The following is a 20,440-nucleotide window of genomic DNA, read 5'->3' as shown; positions in this document are numbered from 1 at the left end:
GGTGGATGAATTTGAAGAAGACCCCGATTGCAGCTTCGGTTTCCATAGCGTTGCTGGGGCTGGCCATGCCGGTCCATGCGCAGACGCAGGCGCCCGCTGCGGCCGTACAGTCGGTCGAAGTAACCGGCATACGCGCTTCGCTGGAAAAGTCGATCAACGTCAAGAAGAACGCGGACAGCAATATTGAAGTGGTGACGGCCGAGGACATCGGCAAAATGCCGGACAAGAATATCGCGGACTCGCTGTCCCGCCTGGCCGGGGTCAACATCACCTACAACTCGGCACTGGCCTTCGACGAAGCGGAACGCATCGCCATTCGCGGCACGCCGCCGTTCCTGAACCTGACCACGCTGAACGGCCACTCCCTCAGCTCCGGCGACTGGTACATCGGCGACCAGAACACCAACACGCGCGGCATCAGCTTCGGCATGCTGCCTTCGCAGCTGATCGGCCAGGCCATCGTCTACAAGAACGGCCGCGCAGACATCGTTGAAGGCGGCATCGCCGGCAACGTGGACATCATCACGCGCCGTCCGCTGGACCAGAAGAAGCGACTGGTGGGCGAAGTGTCGCTCGGCATGGCCCATTCCACGCTGGCCGGCACCACCGACCCCCAGCTGAGCGGCCTGCTGAACTGGAAGAACGAAGCCGGCACCATGGGCGTGCTGGTACAGGCCTTCAAGGAAGAGCGTCATCTGCGCCGCGACGGCCAGGAAAACTTCGGCCAGGGCCAATACCTGAGCACCCAGGCTGCGGCCGATCCGACCAAGGGCGGCGACGCGGCGCTGAAAGGCAAGCGCCTGCCCAACCAGCTGAACTCCGCCTTCTTTGAAGGCGTGCGCGAGCGGCAGGGCGGCTATGTGGGCCTGCAGTTCAAGCCGAACAGCGCGCTGGACGTGAACCTGAACGTGTTCAAGTCCTCGCTGTCCGCGGACAACTACAACACCTCGGCCTTCGCCGAACTGGCCACCATCGTCAACAACGGCGGCTTGATCAAGGACTACACCATCGTCGGCGACGTCATTACCGCCGCGACCATCCTGCCCAACCCGGCCCGCAAGGACGGCAACACGCTGCAGTTCGCGCACCAGGCGCGCACCGGCGCCAAGTCCACCGCCGGCTATTACGATATCGACGTGAAGTGGAAGCCGACCAGCACGCTGACCGTGAGCGGCAAGGCCGGCTCCACCAAGGGCACCGGCGAAACCGCAGGCCAGCCCGGCGCGCTGTACGAAATCTTCGACAAGGGCGTGACCTACAAGCTCAATGACGACGGCCGCGCGCCGGCCGACTGGGCGGTGACCGGCACCGACTTGTCCAATATGAAGAACTACCGCCTGCTGCCCAACGTGGGCGCGGCCATCTACACGGTGGACAAGGAAGACTACGGCCACCTGGACGCCGCGCTGCGCCTGGACACGGGCGTGCTGACCACGGCCAAATTCGGCCTGCGCGGCAGCTCGCACATCAACGACAAGGTCAGCGTCTCCGGCCTGTACAACAAGCCCGGCGTGGGCAACGGCGGCGCGTCGCAAGCCAATATGGACGCCAACTATCCATACGCCACCTGGGCTCTGCCGACGCAGACCTTCCCCGGCGACTACGCCAGTGAACTGAGCGGCAACTTCCCGCGCAACCTGCCGCGCTACGACACGCAGACGCTGATCGACTGGGGCAATGCCAACCTCAATTACGATCCGGTGCTGAACAAGAACTGGGGTTCCAGCGCCACCATCAAGGAAGGCAACCGCGCCGCTTACGCGATGCAGGAATTCGAGATGGGCAGCGTCAGCGGCAACGCGGGCCTGCGCTGGGTGCGCACCGAGGTCAAGTCCGACTTCTACCGCTCGCTGAACAACAACGCCCAAGCCTGTCCAGCGCTGTCCACTGCCTGCACGCCGGGCACGGGCACGCTGGTGTCGGCAGGCGCCATCACCTCGTCGCGCCTGACCGGCTACCTGCCCGGCACGGTGGAGAACACCTACACCAACCTGCTGCCCAGCCTGAACCTGCGCTGGGACGTGGCGCACAACCTGATCGGCCGCTTCTCCGCGTCGCGCACGCTGGGCCGCCCGAACTTCAGCCAGCTGGCCGGTTCGCTGTCCGGCGTGAACGACACCACGCTGACCGCGTCGGCGGGCAATCCTTACCTGAAGCCGATCACGTCCAACAACGTGGACGCTTCGCTGGGCTGGTACTACGCGCCGCGCGCCTACGTGGCGGGCAGCATCTTCACGCAGCACATCCACGACTACGTGAAGCCGGGCACCTCCATCCAGCGCCTGTTCGATATCACCAAGTTCGCCAACACCAAGGACGCGGCGACCTCGTATTCGGACTACACGGTGTCCTCCTTCAGCGGCAAGAAGGCCAAGCTGAACGGCGTCGAGCTGTCGGCGGAACATCCCATCGGCGCCGGCTTCGGCTTGCTGGGCAACGTCACCTACGTGAGCAGCAAGGATGAAGCGGGCATCCCGCTGGTGTACACCTCGAAGTACACCTACAACCTGCGCGCCATCTACGAGGACAACAAGTTCAGCGCCAGCCTGGCGTGGAACTACCGCACCAGGTACTCGATCGGCTTCTCAGGCAACGGCGTGGACACCGTCAACCCGACCACGCTGGTGCGCACCGGCGCCAATTACGCCGCCGCGCAAGGCTCGCTGTCCGCATCGGTCAGCTACAAGCTGAACGACACGCTGTCGCTCACGCTGGACGGCAGCAACCTGCTCAATCCGGTGCGCCGCTACTACGCCATCACCGAGGAGATGCCGCTGGGCTTCTATGCCAACGGCCGCCAGTTCTACCTCAGCCTGAAGGCGCGCTACTAAGGCGGGGCAAGGGGATGGCTGCCGACCGCAACCCTGCCCTCGATGCGCTGCGCGGCCTGGCGATGGCGGGCATGGTGCTTTCCGGCCTGCTGCCGTCCGGGGTTCTGCCATGGTGGATGTACCATGCGCAGAACCCGCCGCCCAGCCATGTTTTTGTGCCCACGGTATTGGGGATCACCTGGGTCGACCTGATCTTTCCCCTGTTCCTGTTTGCCATGGGCGTGGCGTTGCCGCTCGCGCTGGACGCGCAGGCCCTTAAAGGCCTGTCGTGCCGCCAGCTGGCGGCAGGCGTGGTGCAGCGTGCCGCGATGATGGCGGCCTTCGCCATCTACGTGCGCCATATCGCGCCCCATATCGTCCATTTCCCCGAGCCCTGGCAGGGCGCGCTGTTCGCGCTGGCCGGCTTTTCCTTGCTGTTCCCGCTGCTGGCCCGCCTGCCGCGCCACTGGAGCCGTGCCGCGCAGCTGGGCGTGCGCGCCGCCGGCCTTGCCGGCGCCGCCGCGCTGATGGCGCTGTTCCGCGACGCGCACGGCGCTCCGTTCTCCATCGCCCGCAGCGACATCATCATGCTGGTGCTGGCCAATGTCGCGCTGGCCGCAGGCTTGCTGTGGCTGGCCACGCGCACGCGGCCCGAGCTGCGGCTGCTGTTCCTGGCCCTGCTGCTTGCGCTGCGCCTGGGGCACGGTGAGCCGGGCTGGGCGCACTGGCTCTGGCAGGCGTCGCCCTGGCCTGAGCTGATGCAGACGTCCTTCCTGCAGTATCTGTTCATCGTTATCCCCGGCACCCTGGCGGGCGACATGCTGCTCAAGCTGCGGCAGGACGAGGCGCCGTGGCGCATGCTGGCGCAATGGGGCTGCTGGGCGCTGCTGCTGGCCTTTGCGCTCAACCCGTACGAAGGCGGCATCCAGAAGGGCAGGGCCACGCTGAGCTATTACGCGGGCGGCGTTGCGGCCGGGGCGCTGCTGCTGGCCGCCTTGTCGCTGCTGGTGGAGCGGCTGGACTGGAAGGCGCGGATCGCCGCCGGCGCAGGCCGCAATCCGCTGCTGGTGTATGCCGGCGTGCAGGCGCTGCTCAAGCCCTTGCTGCTGCTCACCGGCCTGGGCGCCTTGATACAGGAGTGGACCATGGCGCCATGGGTGGGGGTGGGCAGGGCGCTGGTCTACACGCTGGCCTTGTGCTGGTTTGCCGCCTGGTGCGCGCGTCGCGGCCTCGAACTGAAACTGTAATTTCAACGGAGAAGAGCATGCGCAAGGAGATGCGCCGCCGGGTGGCGGCATGGGCGTTGCTGTCTGCGTTGGTTCCCGGCCAGGGCACCGCGCAGGAAAGCGCGGGTTTTGCCGAATACGCCGGCTATGCCTACGGCGTCAAGCCGGACCTGGTCTACCGGGTGGCGTCCGGCACGGAGCTGAAGCTGGACCTGTATCTGCCCCGCGCCCCAGCGGTGAAGCCCGGCCTGGTGGTCTACTTCCACGGCGGCGGATGGGTATCGGGCCGCAAGGAGCAGGCCGCGCTGCTGCTGCTTCCCTGGCTCGCGCGCGGCTACGCGGTGGCCAATGTCGATTACCGCACGGCCGCCGTTGCGCCGGCGCCCGCTGCCGTGGAGGATGCGCGCTGCGCCGTGAAGTGGCTGGCGCGCCAGGGTGGCGGCTATGGCATAGACACATCATCCATCGTGTTGTCGGGCGATTCCGCCGGCGGGCATCTGGCGCTGATCGCCGCCATGCTGCCTGCCGAGTCGCCCCTGGACCGCGCCTGCGCCGGGGGAGATTCGGTGCGCTGGAACGGCGGCGCCGAGGCAGCTCCACGGATAGCGGCGGTGGTGAACTGGTTTGGCGTCAGCGACGTGGCGGCGCTGTTGAGTGGCGAAGGGAAGCGCAATTTCGCAGTCGAGTGGCTGGGCGGCGCGGCGGACCGTGAAGGGCTCGCCGCCAGCGTATCGCCACTGCGCCATGTTCGGCCAGGCCTGCCGCCGGTGTTCACGATACACGGCACGGCGGACCCGGTTGTGCCGTTTGCGCAATCGGCGGCGCTGCATGAAGCGCTGTCGCGCGCCGGCGTGCGCAATGTGCTCTTGCCGCTGCCCGGCGCCAATCACGGCCAGTTCACCGCGCGGGACGTGGGGCGCGCCTGGGATGGCATGTGGCGCTTTCTTGAACGGTAAAAAAAACGCCAGGCTGTGCCTGGCGCGGAACACGCCTGAGTTAGAGGTTACTCAGGCGTCAGAGAAGATACGAACGGATTGAAGTATGCCTGCCGCGCGGGGTGCGCGTTGTTGCGATTTTTTGCAAAGGCGCTTATGAAAAAGCCATGCGCAGGCAGACACCGCCTCAGCTCCAGGACGATAGGCTCGGTGGAATCAGCAGCAGCAAGGCCATGGCCACGTAGGCCAGCTGCAGCGGCAGCAGCCACCTGGCCCAGGTAATCCAGGGCACGCGCGCCAGCGCAAGCACGCCGACGGTGATGCCGGACGTGGGGATGATGGCGGTGGTCAGCTCGCCGAACTGGAAGGCCAGGACGGCGGTCTGTCGCGTGATGCCCACCAGGTCCGCCAGCGGCGCCATGATGGGCATGGTCAGCGAGGCCTGGCCGGTGCCGGAGTGGATGAAGAAGTTGATCACGGTCTGGATGCCGAACATTTTCTGCGCGGCGAACACGGGGCTGGAGGACTGCACCAGCGGCATCAGGCCGTGCAGCATGGTGTCGATAATATTGGCGTCGCGTGCCAGTATCATGGTGCCGCGAGCCAGCGCGATGATCAGCGCAGTGCCCACCAGGTCGCGCGCGCCGTGCACGAAGGCCGCCACCAGCCCGTCCGAATCCAGGCCGCCGATTACGCCGATGACAATGCCCATCACCAGGAACAGCGCGGCGATCTGTTCTATATACCAGCCGAACTGCACCACTCCCAGCACCATGCCCGCGAGCGATGCGGCAAATACCCACAGTACCAGCTTGTGTTTGGCCGTCATTCCTTCCAGGCTGGCCAGGCCGCCCTGGTTTTCGGCGCGTTTTTCCAGGTCGAGCAGGTAGGTGGGGCTGAGTTGCGGGTGGCGCTTGATGCGGGCCGCGTACCACATAAGGAAGAGCGCGGTGATGGCCGTCGCCGCCAGCCAGCAGATCAGCCGGTAGTGCAGGCCGGAGAACACCGGCACGCCGGCGATACCTTGTGCGATGCCGACGTTGAACGGGTTAAGGAAGGCGGCCCCGAAGCCAACCTGCGAACCGAGGAAGGGAATCGATACGCCGGTGATGGTGTCGTAGCCCAGCGCGAGCGCCAGCGGAACGAAGATGAGGATGAAGGGAATCGCTTCCTCGTTCATGCCGAATGTCGCCCCGCCCAGCGAGAACAGGGTGATGAAGACCGGGATCAGCGCTGCGCGCACAAAGCGCGAGTGCTCGTGCGCGCGGGCGATGGATTTGATCAGCGCGTCGATGGCTTCGGTCTTTTGCAGAACGGCGAAGGCGCCGCCGACGATGAGGATGAAGCCGATGATCAGGCCCGCTTCGGCAAAGCCCCTGATGGGCGCCATCAGCAGCGCGGGCAGGCCTTGAGGGTTGCTGTCAATGTAGTGGAAGGTGGCCGGGTTGATCAGCTGCTTGCCGTTGACCAGGTGGGTGTCGTATTTGCCGCCCGGGATAATCCAGGTGGACAGGGCGATCAGCGCCAGGATGGCGAAGACCAGTACGTAGGTGTTGGGGAGGCGCAGTTTCATGGCATTCCTATTGGCTGAGCAGGTCGCCGGAGCGGAAGGCCTGTGCGCCCGCCACCTTGCCGATGTTCCAGCCGCGCAGCACATGGCGGTGCGCGCTGCGGGCGAAGAACACGCCGTCCACGGTGCAGCGCACGGTAGTGGCGGCGCCGCTGGCGGGGTCGATGATGTCCGCCAGCGCGTCCCCTGCGCGCACCCGTTCCCCCAGGGCGCGCGTGTACACAAGCACGCCCGCGTGCGGCGCCAGCAGGGGCTCAACGCCTTCCAGCGGCGTGGCGGCGCACAATGCCAAAGGCAGCGGCAGGGGCAGGGCGTCCGGTTCGCCGGCCAGCACGTCCGCGCCCGCGAGGAAGCGCAGAAGCGCGTTTGCGTCCTGTTGCGCCAGTTCGTAGCCCACGTCCATCTCTCCGCGCAGTTCCACCGTGGCGGCCATGCAGGCCGGCGGAATGGGGGTGGCGTCGCCGAAGTGGGCCTGCAAGTCCCACCACAGGCGGCTGCATGCTTCATCGAACGGGTCGCCTCCGGCGGCGGTGGACAGCAGCACGGCGTGCGCGCCCATCAGGCGCGCTAGCGGCGCCACCGGGTCCGCCAGCGGCGTGCCGGCGTAGATATGGAGCACGGCCTCGTTGTCGCAATGCAGGTCCAGCACAATGTCCGCGTCGATGGCCATTTCCAGCAGCAGCTTCTTGTGCGCCTCGCCGTCCGAGCGCGGCTGCCATGCCGCCACCGACTCCAGCGCGGCCCGGCGTATTGCGCGCACATTGTCTTCTGCGTCCGCGCCGAGCCGGCCATGCAGCGCGACTTTCAGCTCCTCCGCCACATGCTTGTAGGCCCGGTTGAAGTTGACGCCCGTGCCCAGGTCGAAGCGGCCGAACGGCGCGCCGTGGATAGCTTGCGACAGGCCGATGGGATTGGCCGCCGGCACCAGGATGATTTCGCCGCGCACCTTGCCCTCCGCCTCCAGCGCCTCCAGCTGCTTGCGCAGGAACTGCGCCACCAGCATGCCGGGCACTTCGTCCGCATGCAGCGCCGCCTGGATGTAGGCCTTCCTGCCGCTGCCCGGCGTGCCGAAGCGGTAAGCGGTGAGCTCGAACCGGGCGCTGCTCTGGGGCGCCGAAATAATGTGTTTTTCTGTTCGCATGGTGTGCCTTTTTTGTGGACCTGAGTGTTGAAGTGCGGCCGATTATGTAGCAATTTTTTCACAAAGTAAATTCATGTAAATAAATTTACAGAAAATGTTTGAGTTTTGTTTTTGTTATGCGTACAGTTGCGCTATCGATGATCGCAACAGGAATACGCCGTATGAAAAAGTCCGCCCACGAATCGCAGTCGCCCGAAGTGGCCTTCGCCCATTCTGAGCTGGGCCAGGCGCTGATACGCGTGCTTGGCGAGGGGTCGTCCTCCTACCGGACCATTGCGGACTACCTGCTGCGCAACCAGGTGCGCGTGACGGCGCTGGGCATTGAAGAACTGGCCGAGAGCTGCCAGGTGTCCACCGCCACCATCAGCCGCTTTGCGCGCGACATCGGCTTCAAGAACTACGCGGCCATGCGCGGCGCGGTGGCCGAGGTTCTGCAGGGCGTGCTGCAGCCGGTGGAAAAGCTGCGCAACAATATAGAGCGGCGCGAAGGCGCGGCGTCGCCCGCCACCGAGAGCCTGGAATTCGCCGCCGCCAATATCGGCGCCACCGGCAAGGGCCTGGCGCTGAGCGAAATGGACAAGGTGGTGCACAAGCTGACGCGCGCAGGCACGGTCTATGTGATGGGCTTCGGCCTGTCCACCCACCTGGCCGGCCTGCTGGCCATGCATTTGCAGCCTTTCTGTCCGCACGTGGTGGAAGTGGCGGGGCATGGCGGCACCGAAGTGGCGGCCGGCCACCTGGCCACCATCACCGCCAAGGATGTGCTGATCGTGATTTCTTTCCCGCGCTATGCGCTGGACGTGATAAGGCTGGCCAATTTCGCGCGCAGCCGCCAGGCCAGCATTGTTTCGCTGACGGACTCGCCGGCCTCGCCGCTGGCTGAGCTGGCGGACCACGTGCTGTACGCGCAGAGCAGCCATCCGGTGCTGCCCAGCAGCTCGACGGCGGCAGTGGCGCTGATCGAAGCGCTGGTGGTGTCGCTCATGGTTTCAAACAAGGACAATGTGGAGAAGGCCGCCCGCCTGACCGAAGCAATTTCGGCCTACCTCTACGGCGCCGACGCGGCCTTGCCCGCGCGGCCAAAAAAGAACGCCAGATAAGAGGCGCAAGCGGTTCCAACAGCGGTATCCACAACTAAAATCCAAGGGAGTTGCAATGAGTCTGTGTCACGAGACGGGCGGAGCCATGCCCAAAGCAAATGTGCTGTCCTGTTCCATACGCCTGGCGCTGGCCGTCGGCCTGGGTGCGGCTGCCGCCGGCGCCCATGCGCAGAGCGCCGCGCCGGCCCAGGCGATCCAGCGGGTGGAAATCACCGGCTCCTCCATCAAGCGCATCGACGCCGAAACGGCGCTGCCGGTGCAGGTGATCAAGCGCGAAGACATCGACAAGTCCGGCGTGACCACGGCCGCCGAGCTGCTGAAGAACATCAGCGCCAACACGGCGCCGCTGTCGGACGGCGCCAGTATCACGGACGGCACCTCGGGCCAGCGCGGCTTCAACGGCGCCAACCTGCGCGGCATCGGCGTGTCCTCCACGCTGGTGCTGTTGAACGGCCGCCGACTGGCCAACTTTGCCTCGCCCGGCGACAACGCGGGCGTGGACCTGAACAACATCCCGGCCGGGGCCATCCAGCGCGTGGAAGTGCTGAAGGACGGCGCTTCGGCCATCTACGGCACCGACGCCATCGGCGGCGTGATCAATTTCATCACCCGTAAGGACTACACTGGCCTGGACCTGAACGCCTCGGCGGCAGGCACGCAGGAAGGCGGCGCGGGCAAGCGCACGGCCAGCGTCAGCGGCGGCTTCGGCAGCCTGGCCACGGACCGCTTCAACGTGTTCGGCGTGCTGGACGTGCAGAAGCTGGACTCGCTGCGCTCCGGCCAGCGCGACTTCATCAAGGAGCGTCCGCTGGCGGCCAATCTGCCCGCGCTCATGTCCAGCAACACCTATCCGGCCAATATCGACATCTCGTCCGCGCAGCGCAATGCGCTGATCAAGGCCGGTGTGCTGGCTTTGGGCAGCACCGCCACCCGCATCAACCCGGCCGCGCCGGACTGCGCGCCGCCGGCCACGGTGTACGCGCCTTCCGGCCCGGGCGGCAAGCTAGGTTGCAGCTACGACTACATGGAAGACACCGAGATATACCCGGAAGCGAGCAAGATCGGCTTCGTCGGCCGCGCCACCTTGCAGCTGGATGCGGACAACCAGCTGTTCTTCGAACTGGTGCAGTCGCAGGCCGAGAGCCGTTATGTGCTCAGCCCCAATCCGCAGCGCATCCGCAATCTGCCGGTCAGCCTGCTGCCGGAAAAATACCGTGCCGCGCTGACCGGATCGGGCCTGCCGACGACCTTCAGCGGCATCCGCTACCGCATGACGGAGGCGGGCAACCGCAGCAACGAAGTGACCAGCGACGCGCAGCGCCTGGTGCTGGGCGCGAACGGCACGCTGGGCGGCTGGGACTACGACGCAGGCCTGTCCCGCGCCGAGAACAAGGCGGTGGACAAATACGTGGACGGCTATGTGCTCTACGACCGCTTCGAGGCGGGCGTGCGCTCCGGCGCCATCAACCCCTTCGGCCCGTCCAGCCAGGCGGGGCGCGACCTGATCAACAGCATCAAGGTCAATGACGAGGCGCGCAAATCCAGGGGCACGTCGACTGCGCTGGACGGCAAGATGTCCAAAGCCCTGATGGCGCTGGAGGGCGGCGACCTGGCCCTGGCGCTGGGCGCAGAACTGCGGCGCGAGCACACCACGTTCACGCCGTCCAAGCTGCTGCTGTCGAATAACATCGCAGGCGACCGCGATTCCGGCCTGGCTGCGGGATCGACCACCGACCTGAAAGCCACGGACGACAGCCGCACCGTGCGCTCGGCCTACGCCGAAATCAACGCGCCGCTCACCAAGCAGCTCGAAGTGCAGGCCGCGCTGCGCCACGACCGCTACAGCGAAGTGGGCTCCACCACCAATCCCAAGCTGGGCGTGCGCTGGCAGCCTGCGCGCCAACTTGTGCTGCGCGGTTCGGCCGGCACCGGCTTCCGCGCGCCGTCGCTGGCGGACCTGAAGCGTCCCACCACCTACGGCAGCGCGTCCAGCTTCCTGACCGACCCGCAGTGCGTGAAGCAGGGCCTGGACAGCATAGACGGCTGTACCGACCAATGGCCGGTGGAGCGCCGCTCCAACCCCAACCTGAAGCCGGAAAAGTCGCGCCAGTTCTCGCTGGGCGCGGTGCTGGACGCGGGCGCGGGCCTGTCCTTCAGCGCCGACTACTGGAACATCCGCAAGTCCGACGTCATCAGCACGCTGGGCGAGCAGATCATCGTCGACAATCCGGCCAAGTACAACGGCAAGTACATCCAGCGCGATGCGGACGGCTTTATCACCAACATCCTGCTGCAGAAGGAAAACCAGGGCAAGCTCAATACCGCCGGGTTGGACCTGGGCTATGACTACAAGGGCGCGCAGACCGGCGTGGGCCGTTTCAGCAGCAATTTGAGCGGTACGCTGATCGTCAAATACGACCGCCAGTTCGGCCCCCTGGAGGCCACCCGCAGCAATCTGGGCCTGTTCCTGAACGACCAGGTGATACAGCGCTGGCGCCACCGCATCAGCTTCGGCTGGGACCAGGGACCGGCGAGCGTAACGCTGGCGAACCAGTTCTCGTCCGGCTACCAGGACCAGAACACCACGTATGACCCGGCCAGCGACAAGGTGCTGCCGTCGCGCCGCGTGAAGGCCTATTCGCTGTGGGACCTGACCGCCAGCTGGAGCCTGAGCAAGCAGCTCAAGCTGCGCGCCGGCGTGCTGAACCTGGCGGACACCGCGCCCCCGTATTCCAACCAGGCTTATTACTTCCTGGCTGGCTATGATCCGACCTATACGGACCCGCGCGGACGCAGCGCTTTTGCCAGCGTGAGTTACAGCTTCCGCTAGAATGGCAGACCGCGCCGGCGGCTCCGTCGGCGCGGCTTAATCTAGGAGAACCGGATGGTTATCAAGTTTGCCGGCCGTGCGGTGCCGGCTATTGCGGCCATGGCGGCATGCATGCTGCTGCCGGGCGCTGCGTTCGGGGTGGAAGCCGCTGCCGCTGCCGCTGCCACTGCCGTTGCCGCTGCATCGTCGGAGCCGGCCGCCGCCCCGGCAGGCACGCTGGTCATCGTGGGCGGCGCACTGCGCGCCGACAATGCCGACGTCTGGTCCCGCATCGTGGCGCTGTCCGGCGGACCGGGCGCGCGCATCGCCGTGCTGCCCACCGCCGCAGGCAACCCCGCGCGTTCCGGCGAGCAGATTGCAGCTGCGCTGCGCCGCTACGGCGCCGATCCGTTCATCGCCCCCATTGCGCCGCGCATGGCGGGAAGCGACTACCGCCAGGCCGCCGAGGACGCGGCGCTGGCGCAGCGCATACGCCAAGCCGGCGGCGTGTATTTCGCCGGCGGCGACCAGGGCCGCATCACGCAAGCGCTGCTGCGCGCGGACGGCAGCAGGACGGCTGCGCTGAAGGCCATGTGGGACATGTACCGCCGTGGCGGCATGGTGGCAGGCACCAGCGCCGGCGCAGCCATCATGAGCACCACCATGTTCGACGACGCGCCGCCGGTGTGGGACGCGCTGCGGCGCGGCCTGCAGCCTGAAAAATCGCTGTCGCCGGGCCTGGGCTTCATCGGCGGCGGCGTTTTCATCGACCAGCATTTCCTGATCCGTGGACGGCTGGCGCGCATGGTGCCGGCCATGATGAACAAGGGCTACCGTGTGGGCTTCGGCGTGGACGAGAACAGCGCGCTGGTGGTGCGGCAGCAGCGCCAGGCCGAGGTGATAGGCTACAAGGGCGTGCTGATGGTGGACCTGTCGGAAGCGGCGGCTGCGCCGGTGGCCGGCGCATTCGGCGCGCGCGCGGTCAAGCTGAGCTACCTCGATCACGGCGACCAGCTGGACCTGGCCACGGGCGTGCACAAGCCCGGGCCGGACAAGGAAGCCGCCATCGCAGCCGGCGATCCGCCCTCGAACAAGGGGCCGCTGTACAGCAATGACATCCTGGGCAACAACGCAGTGCTGGACCTGATGGAGCGCCTGGTCGATAGCGACCAGCAGGAAGCCTTTGGCCTGGCCAGCGGCGATCCGCGCAGCACCGCACCCGAAACCGCCTTCGGCTTCCGCTTCACGCGCACGCCGCAGACGCTCGCCTATCCTTCATCCACTTCCTCCGCATACTCCATCCGCGACGTGCGGCTGGACATCGTGCCGCTGCCCATGCGGCGCGAGCTGCAGACGCGTTGACCTGGATAAGACTGAACGATATACGAGGAGTGACTTGATGTTTGAGCAGATCTTTTCGGGGACGTGCCGGCCCCCGCTCCCCGTGTCCGCCAGCCCCGCGCGCACGGTGCGGCGCCGAAGTACCCGTGGGCGGCCTGGGTGGCGTGCACAGGCTGCGCACGGTGCTGGGCTGCGCCATGGCGGACCAGGGTTTCAAGCTGGTTCGTCGCATTGCCCGCTGGTCACGGCTTGCAAAAAATATATTATGATTCCCGGGCCTTCCGCATAGTGCGGCCGCCACTTCAATCCAAGGAGTCAAAATACATGTTCAAGCCTTCGGCCATCTTCGTCGCCACGCTGATCCTGCTGCAAACGCCCTACCTCGCCGCGCAGGAGGCGCCAGTGGCCGCGGCCGCGGCTGACCCATCGTTCGCTGAGCGCTTCGACGCCGTCATCGGTTCCAACTACAAGGCCACCGATCCCGGCATCACCGTGCTGGTGGCGCGTGATGGCAAGCCGCTGCTGCGCAAGGCCTACGGCATGGCCAATATCGAGAAGAAGCAGGCCATGACGCCGGAGATGTCGCTGCGCCTGGGATCGATCACCAAGCAGTTCACCGCCGTGTCCATCCTGATGCTGGCCGACGAGGGCAAGCTGTCGGTCCAGGATGACATCACCAAGCACCTGCCGGACTATCCGACGAAGGGCAAGAAGATCACGATCGAACACCTGCTGACGCATACCTCGGGCATCGTCAGCTACACCAGCAAGCCCGGTTTCATGGCCGCCATGAACACCGATCTGACGGTGGCGCAGATGATAGACACCTTCAAGAACGACCCGCTGGAGTTCGAGCCGGGCTCGCGCTACGCCTACAACAACTCGGGCTATTTCCTGCTCGGCGCGATTATCGAAAAGATTTCGGGCCAGAGCTACGCCAAGTTTGTCGAACAGCGCATCTTCGTCCCGCTGGGCATGACCCAGACCGCCTACGAAGGCTACGAGCGTACGCCGCCGCTGCGCGCGGCCGGCTACAGCAAGAAGGGCGACGCCTTCGAGCCTTCCGCTCCGCTGAGCATGGCGCTGCCGTATGCGGCGGGCTCCCTGGTGTCGACTGTGGACGACTTGAACCGCTGGGACCAGGCGATCGCGCAGGGCAAGCTGCTCAAGCCGGCCAGCTGGAAAATGGCGTTTACCCCGTACACGCTGGCGGACGGCAAATCCACCAACTATGGCTATGGCTGGGCCATCGGCAACCTGAAGGGCAGCCCGATGATAGGGCACGGCGGCGGCATCAACGGTTTCGCCACTTACGCCCTGCGCCTGCCGCAGGAGAAGGTGTATGTCGTTGTGCTGGGCAATGCCGATTCCGGCAACGTGGCGCCGGAAATGATGGCCATGAAGGCGGCCGCGCTGGCCATCGGCAAACCCTACACCGAATACAAGGAGATCACGCTGGACGCCAAGGCGCTGGCGGCCTTCGCCGGCGTGTACGGCGGCCCCGGCCCTGAAACGCGCACCGTCCGCGTCGAAAACGGGCGGCTGTCGATGGCGCGCAGCGGCGGCAACACCATGCTGCTGCGGGCGCATTCGGAGAATGGCTTCTTCGTCGGCAAATCGTTGATCACCGCCGATTTTGCGCGCGACGCCAAGGGCGCCGTCACGCAACTGACTGTGTCCCGGGACGGCAATTCGACCGTCTATCCGCGCACCGGTGACGCCGCCGTGCTGCCGGCGCGGGTTGAAGTCAAGGTCGCGCCGGCGGTGCTGGACAGCTACGTCGGCAAATACCAGCTGGCGCCCAACTTCATTATCGAGGTGCGGCGCGAGGGAGAGAAGTTCATCGCCCAGGCCACCAACCAGCCGCCGTTCGAATTGTTTGCCACCAGCGACACTAACTTTTTTGTCAAGGTTGTCGATGCCCAGGTCAATTTCACCAAGAACCCGGACGGCAGCCATGTGCTGGTGCTGAACCAGGGCGGGCGCACCATGCCGGCGCCGCTGGTCAAGTAGCGCGGCGCCGGCCGGCGGCTGTGAGGAAAAAAGTACACCTTTAGTTTGTCTTATGTCTTATAGAAGAGTTGTTGAGGTACAATAGCGTACAGAACTGGCGGATGCGTCCCGGCGTCCGCCGCTATTAACCAAAACTGAAGGAGTTTTTCATGCTAGCTGCCTACCGCGACCACGTCGCCGAACGTGCTTCCCTCGGCATTCCCGCGCTGCCGCTTTCCGCTGCCCAGACCTCGGAACTGGTCGAACTCCTGAAAAACCCGCCGGCCGGCGAAGAAGCCTTCCTGGTCGACCTGATCACCTACCGCGTGCCGGCCGGCGTGGACGACGCCGCCAAGGTCAAATGCGCCTTCCTGGCCGCCGTTGCCAAGGGCAGCGAAACCAGCCCGCTGGTGTCGCGCGAACTGGCGACCCGCCTGCTGGGCACCATGCTGGGCGGCTTCAACATCAAGCCCATGATCGACCTGCTGGACGACGCCGTGGTTGGCCAGGTCGCGGCCGAAGGCCTGAAAAAGACCCTGCTGATGTTCGACTACTTCCACGACGTGAAAGAGTTGGCCGACCAGGGCAGCGCACGCGCCAAGGAAGTGATCCAGTCCTGGGCCGACGCCGAGTGGTTCACCTCGCGTCCTGAAGTACCGCAAAGCCTGACCCTGACCGTGTTCAAGGTCTCCGGCGAAACCAACACCGACGACCTGTCGCCAGCGCCGGACGCCACCACCCGTCCGGACATCCCGCTGCACGCGCTGGCCATGCTGAAAAACCCGCGTCCAGGCATCAATCCTGAAGAACCGGGCAAAATCGGCCCGCTGAAGCAGCTGGAAGCGCTGAAAGCCAAGGGCAACCTGGTCGCCTACGTGGGCGACGTGGTCGGCACCGGCTCGTCCCGCAAGTCCGCCACCAACTCGGTGCTGTGGTTCACCGGCGAAGACATTCCTTTCATCCCGAACAAGCGTTTCGGCGGCGTGTGCCTGGGCGCCAAGATCGCCCCGATCTTCTACAACACCATGGAAGACGCAGGCGCACTGCCTATCGAACTGGACGTGTCGCAGATGGAAATGGGCGACGTGATCGAACTGCGTCCATATGACGGCAAAGCGCTGAAAAACGGCGTCGTCATCGCCGAATTCACCGTCAAGTCCGACGTGCTGTTCGACGAAGTGCGCGCCGGCGGCCGCATTCCGCTGATCATCGGCCGTGGCCTGACCACCAAGGCCCGCGAAGCGCTGGGCCTGGCGCCGTCGACCCTGTTCCGCCTGCCGCAAAACCCGGTCGACACCGGCCGCGGCTACTCGCTGGCGCAGAAAATGGTTGGCCGCGCATGCGGCATGCCGGAAGGCCAGGGCATCCGCCCAGGCACCTACTGCGAACCGAAGATGACCACCGTCGGCTCCCAGGACACCACCGGCCCGATGACCCGCGACGAGCTGAAAGACCTGGCCTGCCTGGGCTTCTCGGCCGACCTGGTGATGCAGTCCTTCTGCCACACCGCCGCCTACCCGAAAGTGGTGGACGTCAAGACCCACCGCGAACTGCCGGCCTTCATTGAAAACCGTGGCGGCGTGGCCCTGCGTCCGGGCGACGGCGTGATCCACTCGTGGCTGAACCGCCTGCTGCTGCCGGACACCGTGGGCACTGGCGGCGACTCGCACACCCGTTTCCCTATCGGTATCTCCTTCCCTGCGGGTTCCGGCCTGGTGGCCTTCGCCGCCGCCACCGGCGTGATGCCGCTGGATATGCCTGAATCCGTGCTGGTGCGCTTCAAGGGCGAGATGCAGCCCGGCGTCACCCTGCGCGACCTGGTCAACGCCATTCCGCTGTACGCCATCCGCCAGGGCATGCTGACCGTGGACAAAAAGGGCAAGAAGAACATCTTCTCCGGCCGCATCCTGGAAATCGAAGGCCTGCCCAAGCTGAAGGTCGAGCAGGCGTTCGAACTGTCCGACGCGTCGGCAGAGCGTTCCGCCGCCGGCTGCACGGTGCACCTGGATAAAGAGCCTATCATCGAGTACATGAACTCGAACATCACGCTGATGAAGTGGATGATCGCGACCGGCTACCTGGACAAGCGCACCCTGGAGCGCCGCATCAAGGCCATGGAAGCATGGCTGGCCAACCCTGAGCTGCTGGCGCCGGACGCGGATGCGGAATACGCCGCCGTGATCGAAATCGACCTGGCCGACATCCACGAGCCGGTGGTGGCCTGCCCGAACGACCCGGACGATGTGAAGACCCTGGGCGACGTGGCCGGCGCGAAGATCGACGACGTGTTCGTTGGTTCCTGCATGACCAACATCGGCCACTTCCGCGCCGCCTCCAAGGTACTGGAAGGGAAGTCCGATATTCCAGTGCGCCTGTGGATCGCTCCGCCGACCAAGATGGACGCGCAAGTGCTGACCTCCGAAGGCCACTACGGCACCCTGGGCCGCACCGGCGCGCGCATGGAAATGCCGGGCTGCTCGCTGTGCATGGGTAACCAGGCGCAGATCCGCAAGGGCGCCACCGTGATGTCGACTTCGACCCGCAACTTCCCGAACCGCCTGGGCATCGACACCAACGTCTACCTCGGCTCGGCCGAACTGGCAGCGGTGTGCTCGGCCCTGGGCCGCATTCCGACCAAGGCGGAATACATGTCGCACATCGGCGTGATCGCCGACAACGCGGACGACATCTACCGTTACATGAACTTCGACCAGATCGAAGAATTCCGTAACGTGGCCGATTCCGTGCGAGTGTAAGACTAGCTTCTTCGCTACAAGAGCCCCTGAAGCCCCTGGCTTCAGGGGCTTTTTTTATTTCGCGGCAGCGAAAGCACTGCCAGCTGGACCGCGCCTATGCCGGCCACGGCGGCCAGCGCACCTGGCCCCAGCGGCGCCAGGCGGAACAGCCCGGCCAAAGGCGGCACATAGATGGCCGCCGCCAGCAGCACCACTGCGGCGCCGCACAAGGTCCAGAGCATGCGGTTCTCGCCGCGCAGCAGCAGGCGGCGCTCCGATCCGCTGTTACGGCTGGCCAGCATCAGCAGCAGGTTGCCTGTCACTAGCACTGCAAAGCCGATGGTGCGCGCGCTTTCGGGCGGCATGGCGGACAAGGCCAAAGCGTAGGCCGCCACGGTCAGCGCCAGCGTGTACAGGCCCTGCCGCATCGCCAGCCAGAGTTCCTTGCGGCCGAAGATAGGCGCGCCGGCCTGGCGCGGCGGGCGCTGCATCAAGTCAGGATCAGGCGGCTCGTTTTCAAACGCCAGCGAGCAGGCCGGGTCGATAATCAGCTCCAGGAATACGATGTGCATGGGGTAGAGCACGATGGGCCAGCCCAGCAGCACCGGTAACAGCGCCATGCCGGCTATCGGCGCATGGACTGCCATCACATAGGCCAGCGACTTTCGCATATTGGCATAGATGCGCCGGCCCGCCGCTATGGCCTGCACAATGGAGGCAAAGCGGTCGTCCAGCAGCACCATGGCGGCCGCTTCGCGCGCCACGTCGGTGCCGCGCCCGCCCATGGCGATGCCGACGTGGGCGGCGCGCAGGGCGGGCGCGTCGTTCACGCCGTCGCCGGTCATGGCCACGATCTCGCCGCCGGCCTGCAGGGCGCGCACGATGCGCAGTTTCTGCTCGGGCGCAATGCGGGCGCAGATGCTGACGCTGCGCAGGCGCGCGGCCAGGTCCGCGTCGTCCAGCTGCGCCATCTCGTCGCCGGACAGTATGCCGCCGGCTTCCATGCCGGCCTGGCGGCCCACCGCGGCCGCCGTGGCGGGATAGTCGCCGGTCACCATCACCAGCCGCACGCCGGCCGCGCGGCAAGCCTGTACCGCTGCGGGCACATCGGCGCACAAGGGGTCGCGCAGGGCGATCAGGCCGGCGTATTGCAGGTCCAGGCTGGCCGCGCTGGCGGGCCAGCCCGCCGCCGGCATCGCTTCGGTCCGCGAGCCGGCGAGCGCCAGCACGCGCAAGCCGCTGGCTGCCATGGCCTCGGCGGCGTGCTGCATGGCGCGCGTTTCCGGCCCGTTCATGCGGCAGAGCGCGGCGATCGCTTCCGGCGCGCCCTTGGCGGCCATCACATAGCCGCTGCCGCTGTGCCAGACATGGCAAACACAGCGCGTGGCCGGCGAGAAGCCGTATTCATGCGTCAATTTCCAGTCCGGGTGCAAGTGGACGCTGCCGGCCAGGGCCGCCGCGCCCAGGCGGTGGATGGCCTGTTCCATCGGGTCGGCGGCGCCGGCACTGCTGGCGAGCACGGCGCATTCAGCCGTCAGGTGGAATGCTTCGGGCAGGGCTGGCGCCGAGCCTGGCGCAGCGAGGTCCAGGCGCTGTCCATCGGCAGTTTGCAGGGCCGCCACCGCCATGCGGTTTTCGGTCAGTGTGCCGGTCTTGTCCATGCACAGCACGGTGGCTGCGCCCAGGGTGTCGAGCGCGGCCAGGCGCCGGGTCAGCACCTTGGCGTGCGCCAGCCGCCAGGCGCCCAGCGCCGGAAACACGGTTAGCACCACGGGAAACTCCTCGGGCAAGGCGGACATGGCCAGGGCGATGCCGGCCAAGAGCGCTTCCAGCCACTGCCCATGCTTGAAACCGGCCAGCAGCACCAGCAGCACGCTCAGGCCCATGCCGAGCACGGCGAAACGGCCCGCGAGCTGCTGGACCTGGCGCTGCAGCGGCGCGACCTCGGGCTCCAGCCCATGCAGGGCGGCGCCTATGCCGCCGACCGCGCTGCGCGGGCCGGTGGCGGTCACGCGCACCATGCCGTGGCCCTGGACCACCAGGCTCCCGGCGTAGACGAAAGGCAGGCCGTCGCCGCCGGGCGGGGCGGGCGGCAGCGGCTCGGCCACCGGCTGCTTGGGCACGCTCACTGCTTCCCCGGTCAGCAGCGACTCGTCGGCCAGCAGACCGGGGCCGGAGAGGAGCTGGCCGTCGGCGGGCACGCGGTCGCCTTCGGACAGCAGGAGCAGGTCGCCTTCCACCAGCCCGTTGCTGTCGATTTGCCGGCGTTGCCCGTCGCGCAGCACCAGGGCCTGCGGATTGCTCAGCTTGCGCAGGCTTTCTAGCGCGCGCGCCGTCTTGCCTTCCTGGTACAAGGTCATGCCCAGCGTGGCGGCGAACATGGCCAGCAGCACCATGCCTTCGGCCGGCTCGCCCAGTATCAGGTACAGCATGGCCGCCGCCAGCAGAAGCACAAACATGGGTTCGCGCGCGGTCCGGCCCAGGATGCGCTTCCAGCCTGCGCCGTCCGTGGGCATGGCGTTGGGGCCGTCGCGCAGCAGGCGGCGGGCCGCTTCCGCGCTGGCCAGGCCTGCATGCTGCTGTTCGGACGTTTGGCTCATGGAGTTCACGCGGGAGGGGCGGGGAATTCATGGTAGCAAGGCGGACATGGCGGTTTGTTGATCTAAATCAAATTCGGCCAATGCCGCCGGAAGCCGCCTCGCGGCGGCGGCACGCGGAAATTTGATCCAGATCATGGATGCGGGCGCGGTCAGCGGTCATAGTGGACAACGATTATTCACC

General features: G+C 66.2%; 11 protein-coding genes. 8 read left to right on the top strand and 3 right to left on the bottom strand.

Annotated elements, in window-relative coordinates; translation table 11 throughout:
• Positions 1-5 precede the first annotated feature (5 nt).
• From KT882_RS18325 to KT882_RS18315, 3 genes are read left to right on the top strand one after another with little or no spacing between them, the layout of a single operon-like run.
• The gene (locus KT882_RS18325) at positions 6-2,831 is read left to right on the top strand and encodes a TonB-dependent receptor (protein WP_161071150.1); all 2,826 of its coding nucleotides are present in this window, start codon (positions 6-8) and stop codon (positions 2,829-2,831) included.
• Positions 2,832-2,845: 14 nt separating this feature from the next.
• Positions 2,846-4,057: a DUF5009 domain-containing protein gene (locus tag KT882_RS18320; RefSeq protein WP_228892949.1), complete on the top strand. Its 1,212-nt coding sequence runs from the start codon at positions 2,846-2,848 to the stop codon at positions 4,055-4,057.
• Between the two features lie 17 nt (positions 4,058-4,074).
• Positions 4,075-4,992 carry an alpha/beta hydrolase gene (locus tag KT882_RS18315; protein ID WP_161071152.1) on the top strand — a complete coding sequence of 306 codons (918 nt, stop codon included), beginning with the start codon at positions 4,075-4,077 and terminating at the stop codon, positions 4,990-4,992.
• A 166-nt stretch (positions 4,993-5,158) separates the two neighbouring features.
• Here the strand turns inward: KT882_RS18315 and KT882_RS18310 are convergent, their stop codons facing one another.
• Together KT882_RS18310 and KT882_RS18305 are read right to left on the bottom strand one after the other, a co-directional pair.
• The gene (locus tag KT882_RS18310) at positions 5,159-6,544 is read right to left on the bottom strand and encodes a YfcC family protein (RefSeq protein WP_161071153.1); all 1,386 of its coding nucleotides are present in this window, start codon (positions 6,542-6,544) and stop codon (positions 5,159-5,161) included.
• Positions 6,545-6,551: 7 nt separating this feature from the next.
• Positions 6,552-7,682, bottom strand: a complete 1,131-nt coding sequence (locus tag KT882_RS18305) for a succinylglutamate desuccinylase/aspartoacylase family protein (RefSeq protein ID WP_161071154.1) — start codon at positions 7,680-7,682, stop codon at positions 6,552-6,554.
• A gap of 161 nt (positions 7,683-7,843) precedes the next feature.
• Here KT882_RS18305 and KT882_RS18300 point away from each other — a divergent pair, with 161 nt between their 5' ends.
• The 5 genes from KT882_RS18300 (at position 7,844) to KT882_RS18280 (ending at position 17,680) form a co-directional block, all read left to right on the top strand.
• Positions 7,844-8,782, top strand: a complete 939-nt coding sequence (locus KT882_RS18300) for a MurR/RpiR family transcriptional regulator (RefSeq protein WP_161071155.1) — start codon at positions 7,844-7,846, stop codon at positions 8,780-8,782.
• Between the two features lie 85 nt (positions 8,783-8,867).
• Positions 8,868-11,612 (top strand): TonB-dependent receptor, encoded by a 2,745-nt coding sequence (locus KT882_RS18295; protein ID WP_228892948.1) that lies wholly within the window; start codon positions 8,868-8,870, stop codon positions 11,610-11,612.
• 54 nt (positions 11,613-11,666) lie between these two features.
• Positions 11,667-12,953 carry a cyanophycinase gene (locus KT882_RS18290; RefSeq protein WP_228892947.1) on the top strand — a complete coding sequence of 429 codons (1,287 nt, stop codon included), beginning with the start codon at positions 11,667-11,669 and terminating at the stop codon, positions 12,951-12,953.
• 303 nt (positions 12,954-13,256) lie between these two features.
• Positions 13,257-14,945, top strand: a complete 1,689-nt coding sequence (locus KT882_RS18285) for a serine hydrolase (RefSeq protein WP_228892946.1) — start codon at positions 13,257-13,259, stop codon at positions 14,943-14,945.
• Between the two features lie 149 nt (positions 14,946-15,094).
• Positions 15,095-17,680 carry a bifunctional aconitate hydratase 2/2-methylisocitrate dehydratase gene (locus tag KT882_RS18280; RefSeq protein WP_161071158.1) on the top strand — a complete coding sequence of 862 codons (2,586 nt, stop codon included), beginning with the start codon at positions 15,095-15,097 and terminating at the stop codon, positions 17,678-17,680.
• A gap of 41 nt (positions 17,681-17,721) precedes the next feature.
• Here the strand turns inward: KT882_RS18280 and KT882_RS18275 are convergent, their stop codons facing one another.
• Complete coding sequence (locus tag KT882_RS18275; protein WP_267478618.1) at positions 17,722-20,259, bottom strand: cation-translocating P-type ATPase; 2,538 nt, start codon at positions 20,257-20,259, stop codon at positions 17,722-17,724.
• Between the last annotated feature and the right edge of the window lie 181 nt (positions 20,260-20,440).

The organism is Pseudoduganella aquatica (genome assembly GCF_020865585.1).
Classification (GTDB): Bacteria; Pseudomonadota; Gammaproteobacteria; order Burkholderiales; family Burkholderiaceae_D; genus Rugamonas; species Rugamonas aquatica_A.
The sequence above is the reverse complement of the archived record's forward strand: the minus strand, read 5'-3'. Positions and strand labels throughout refer to the sequence as shown.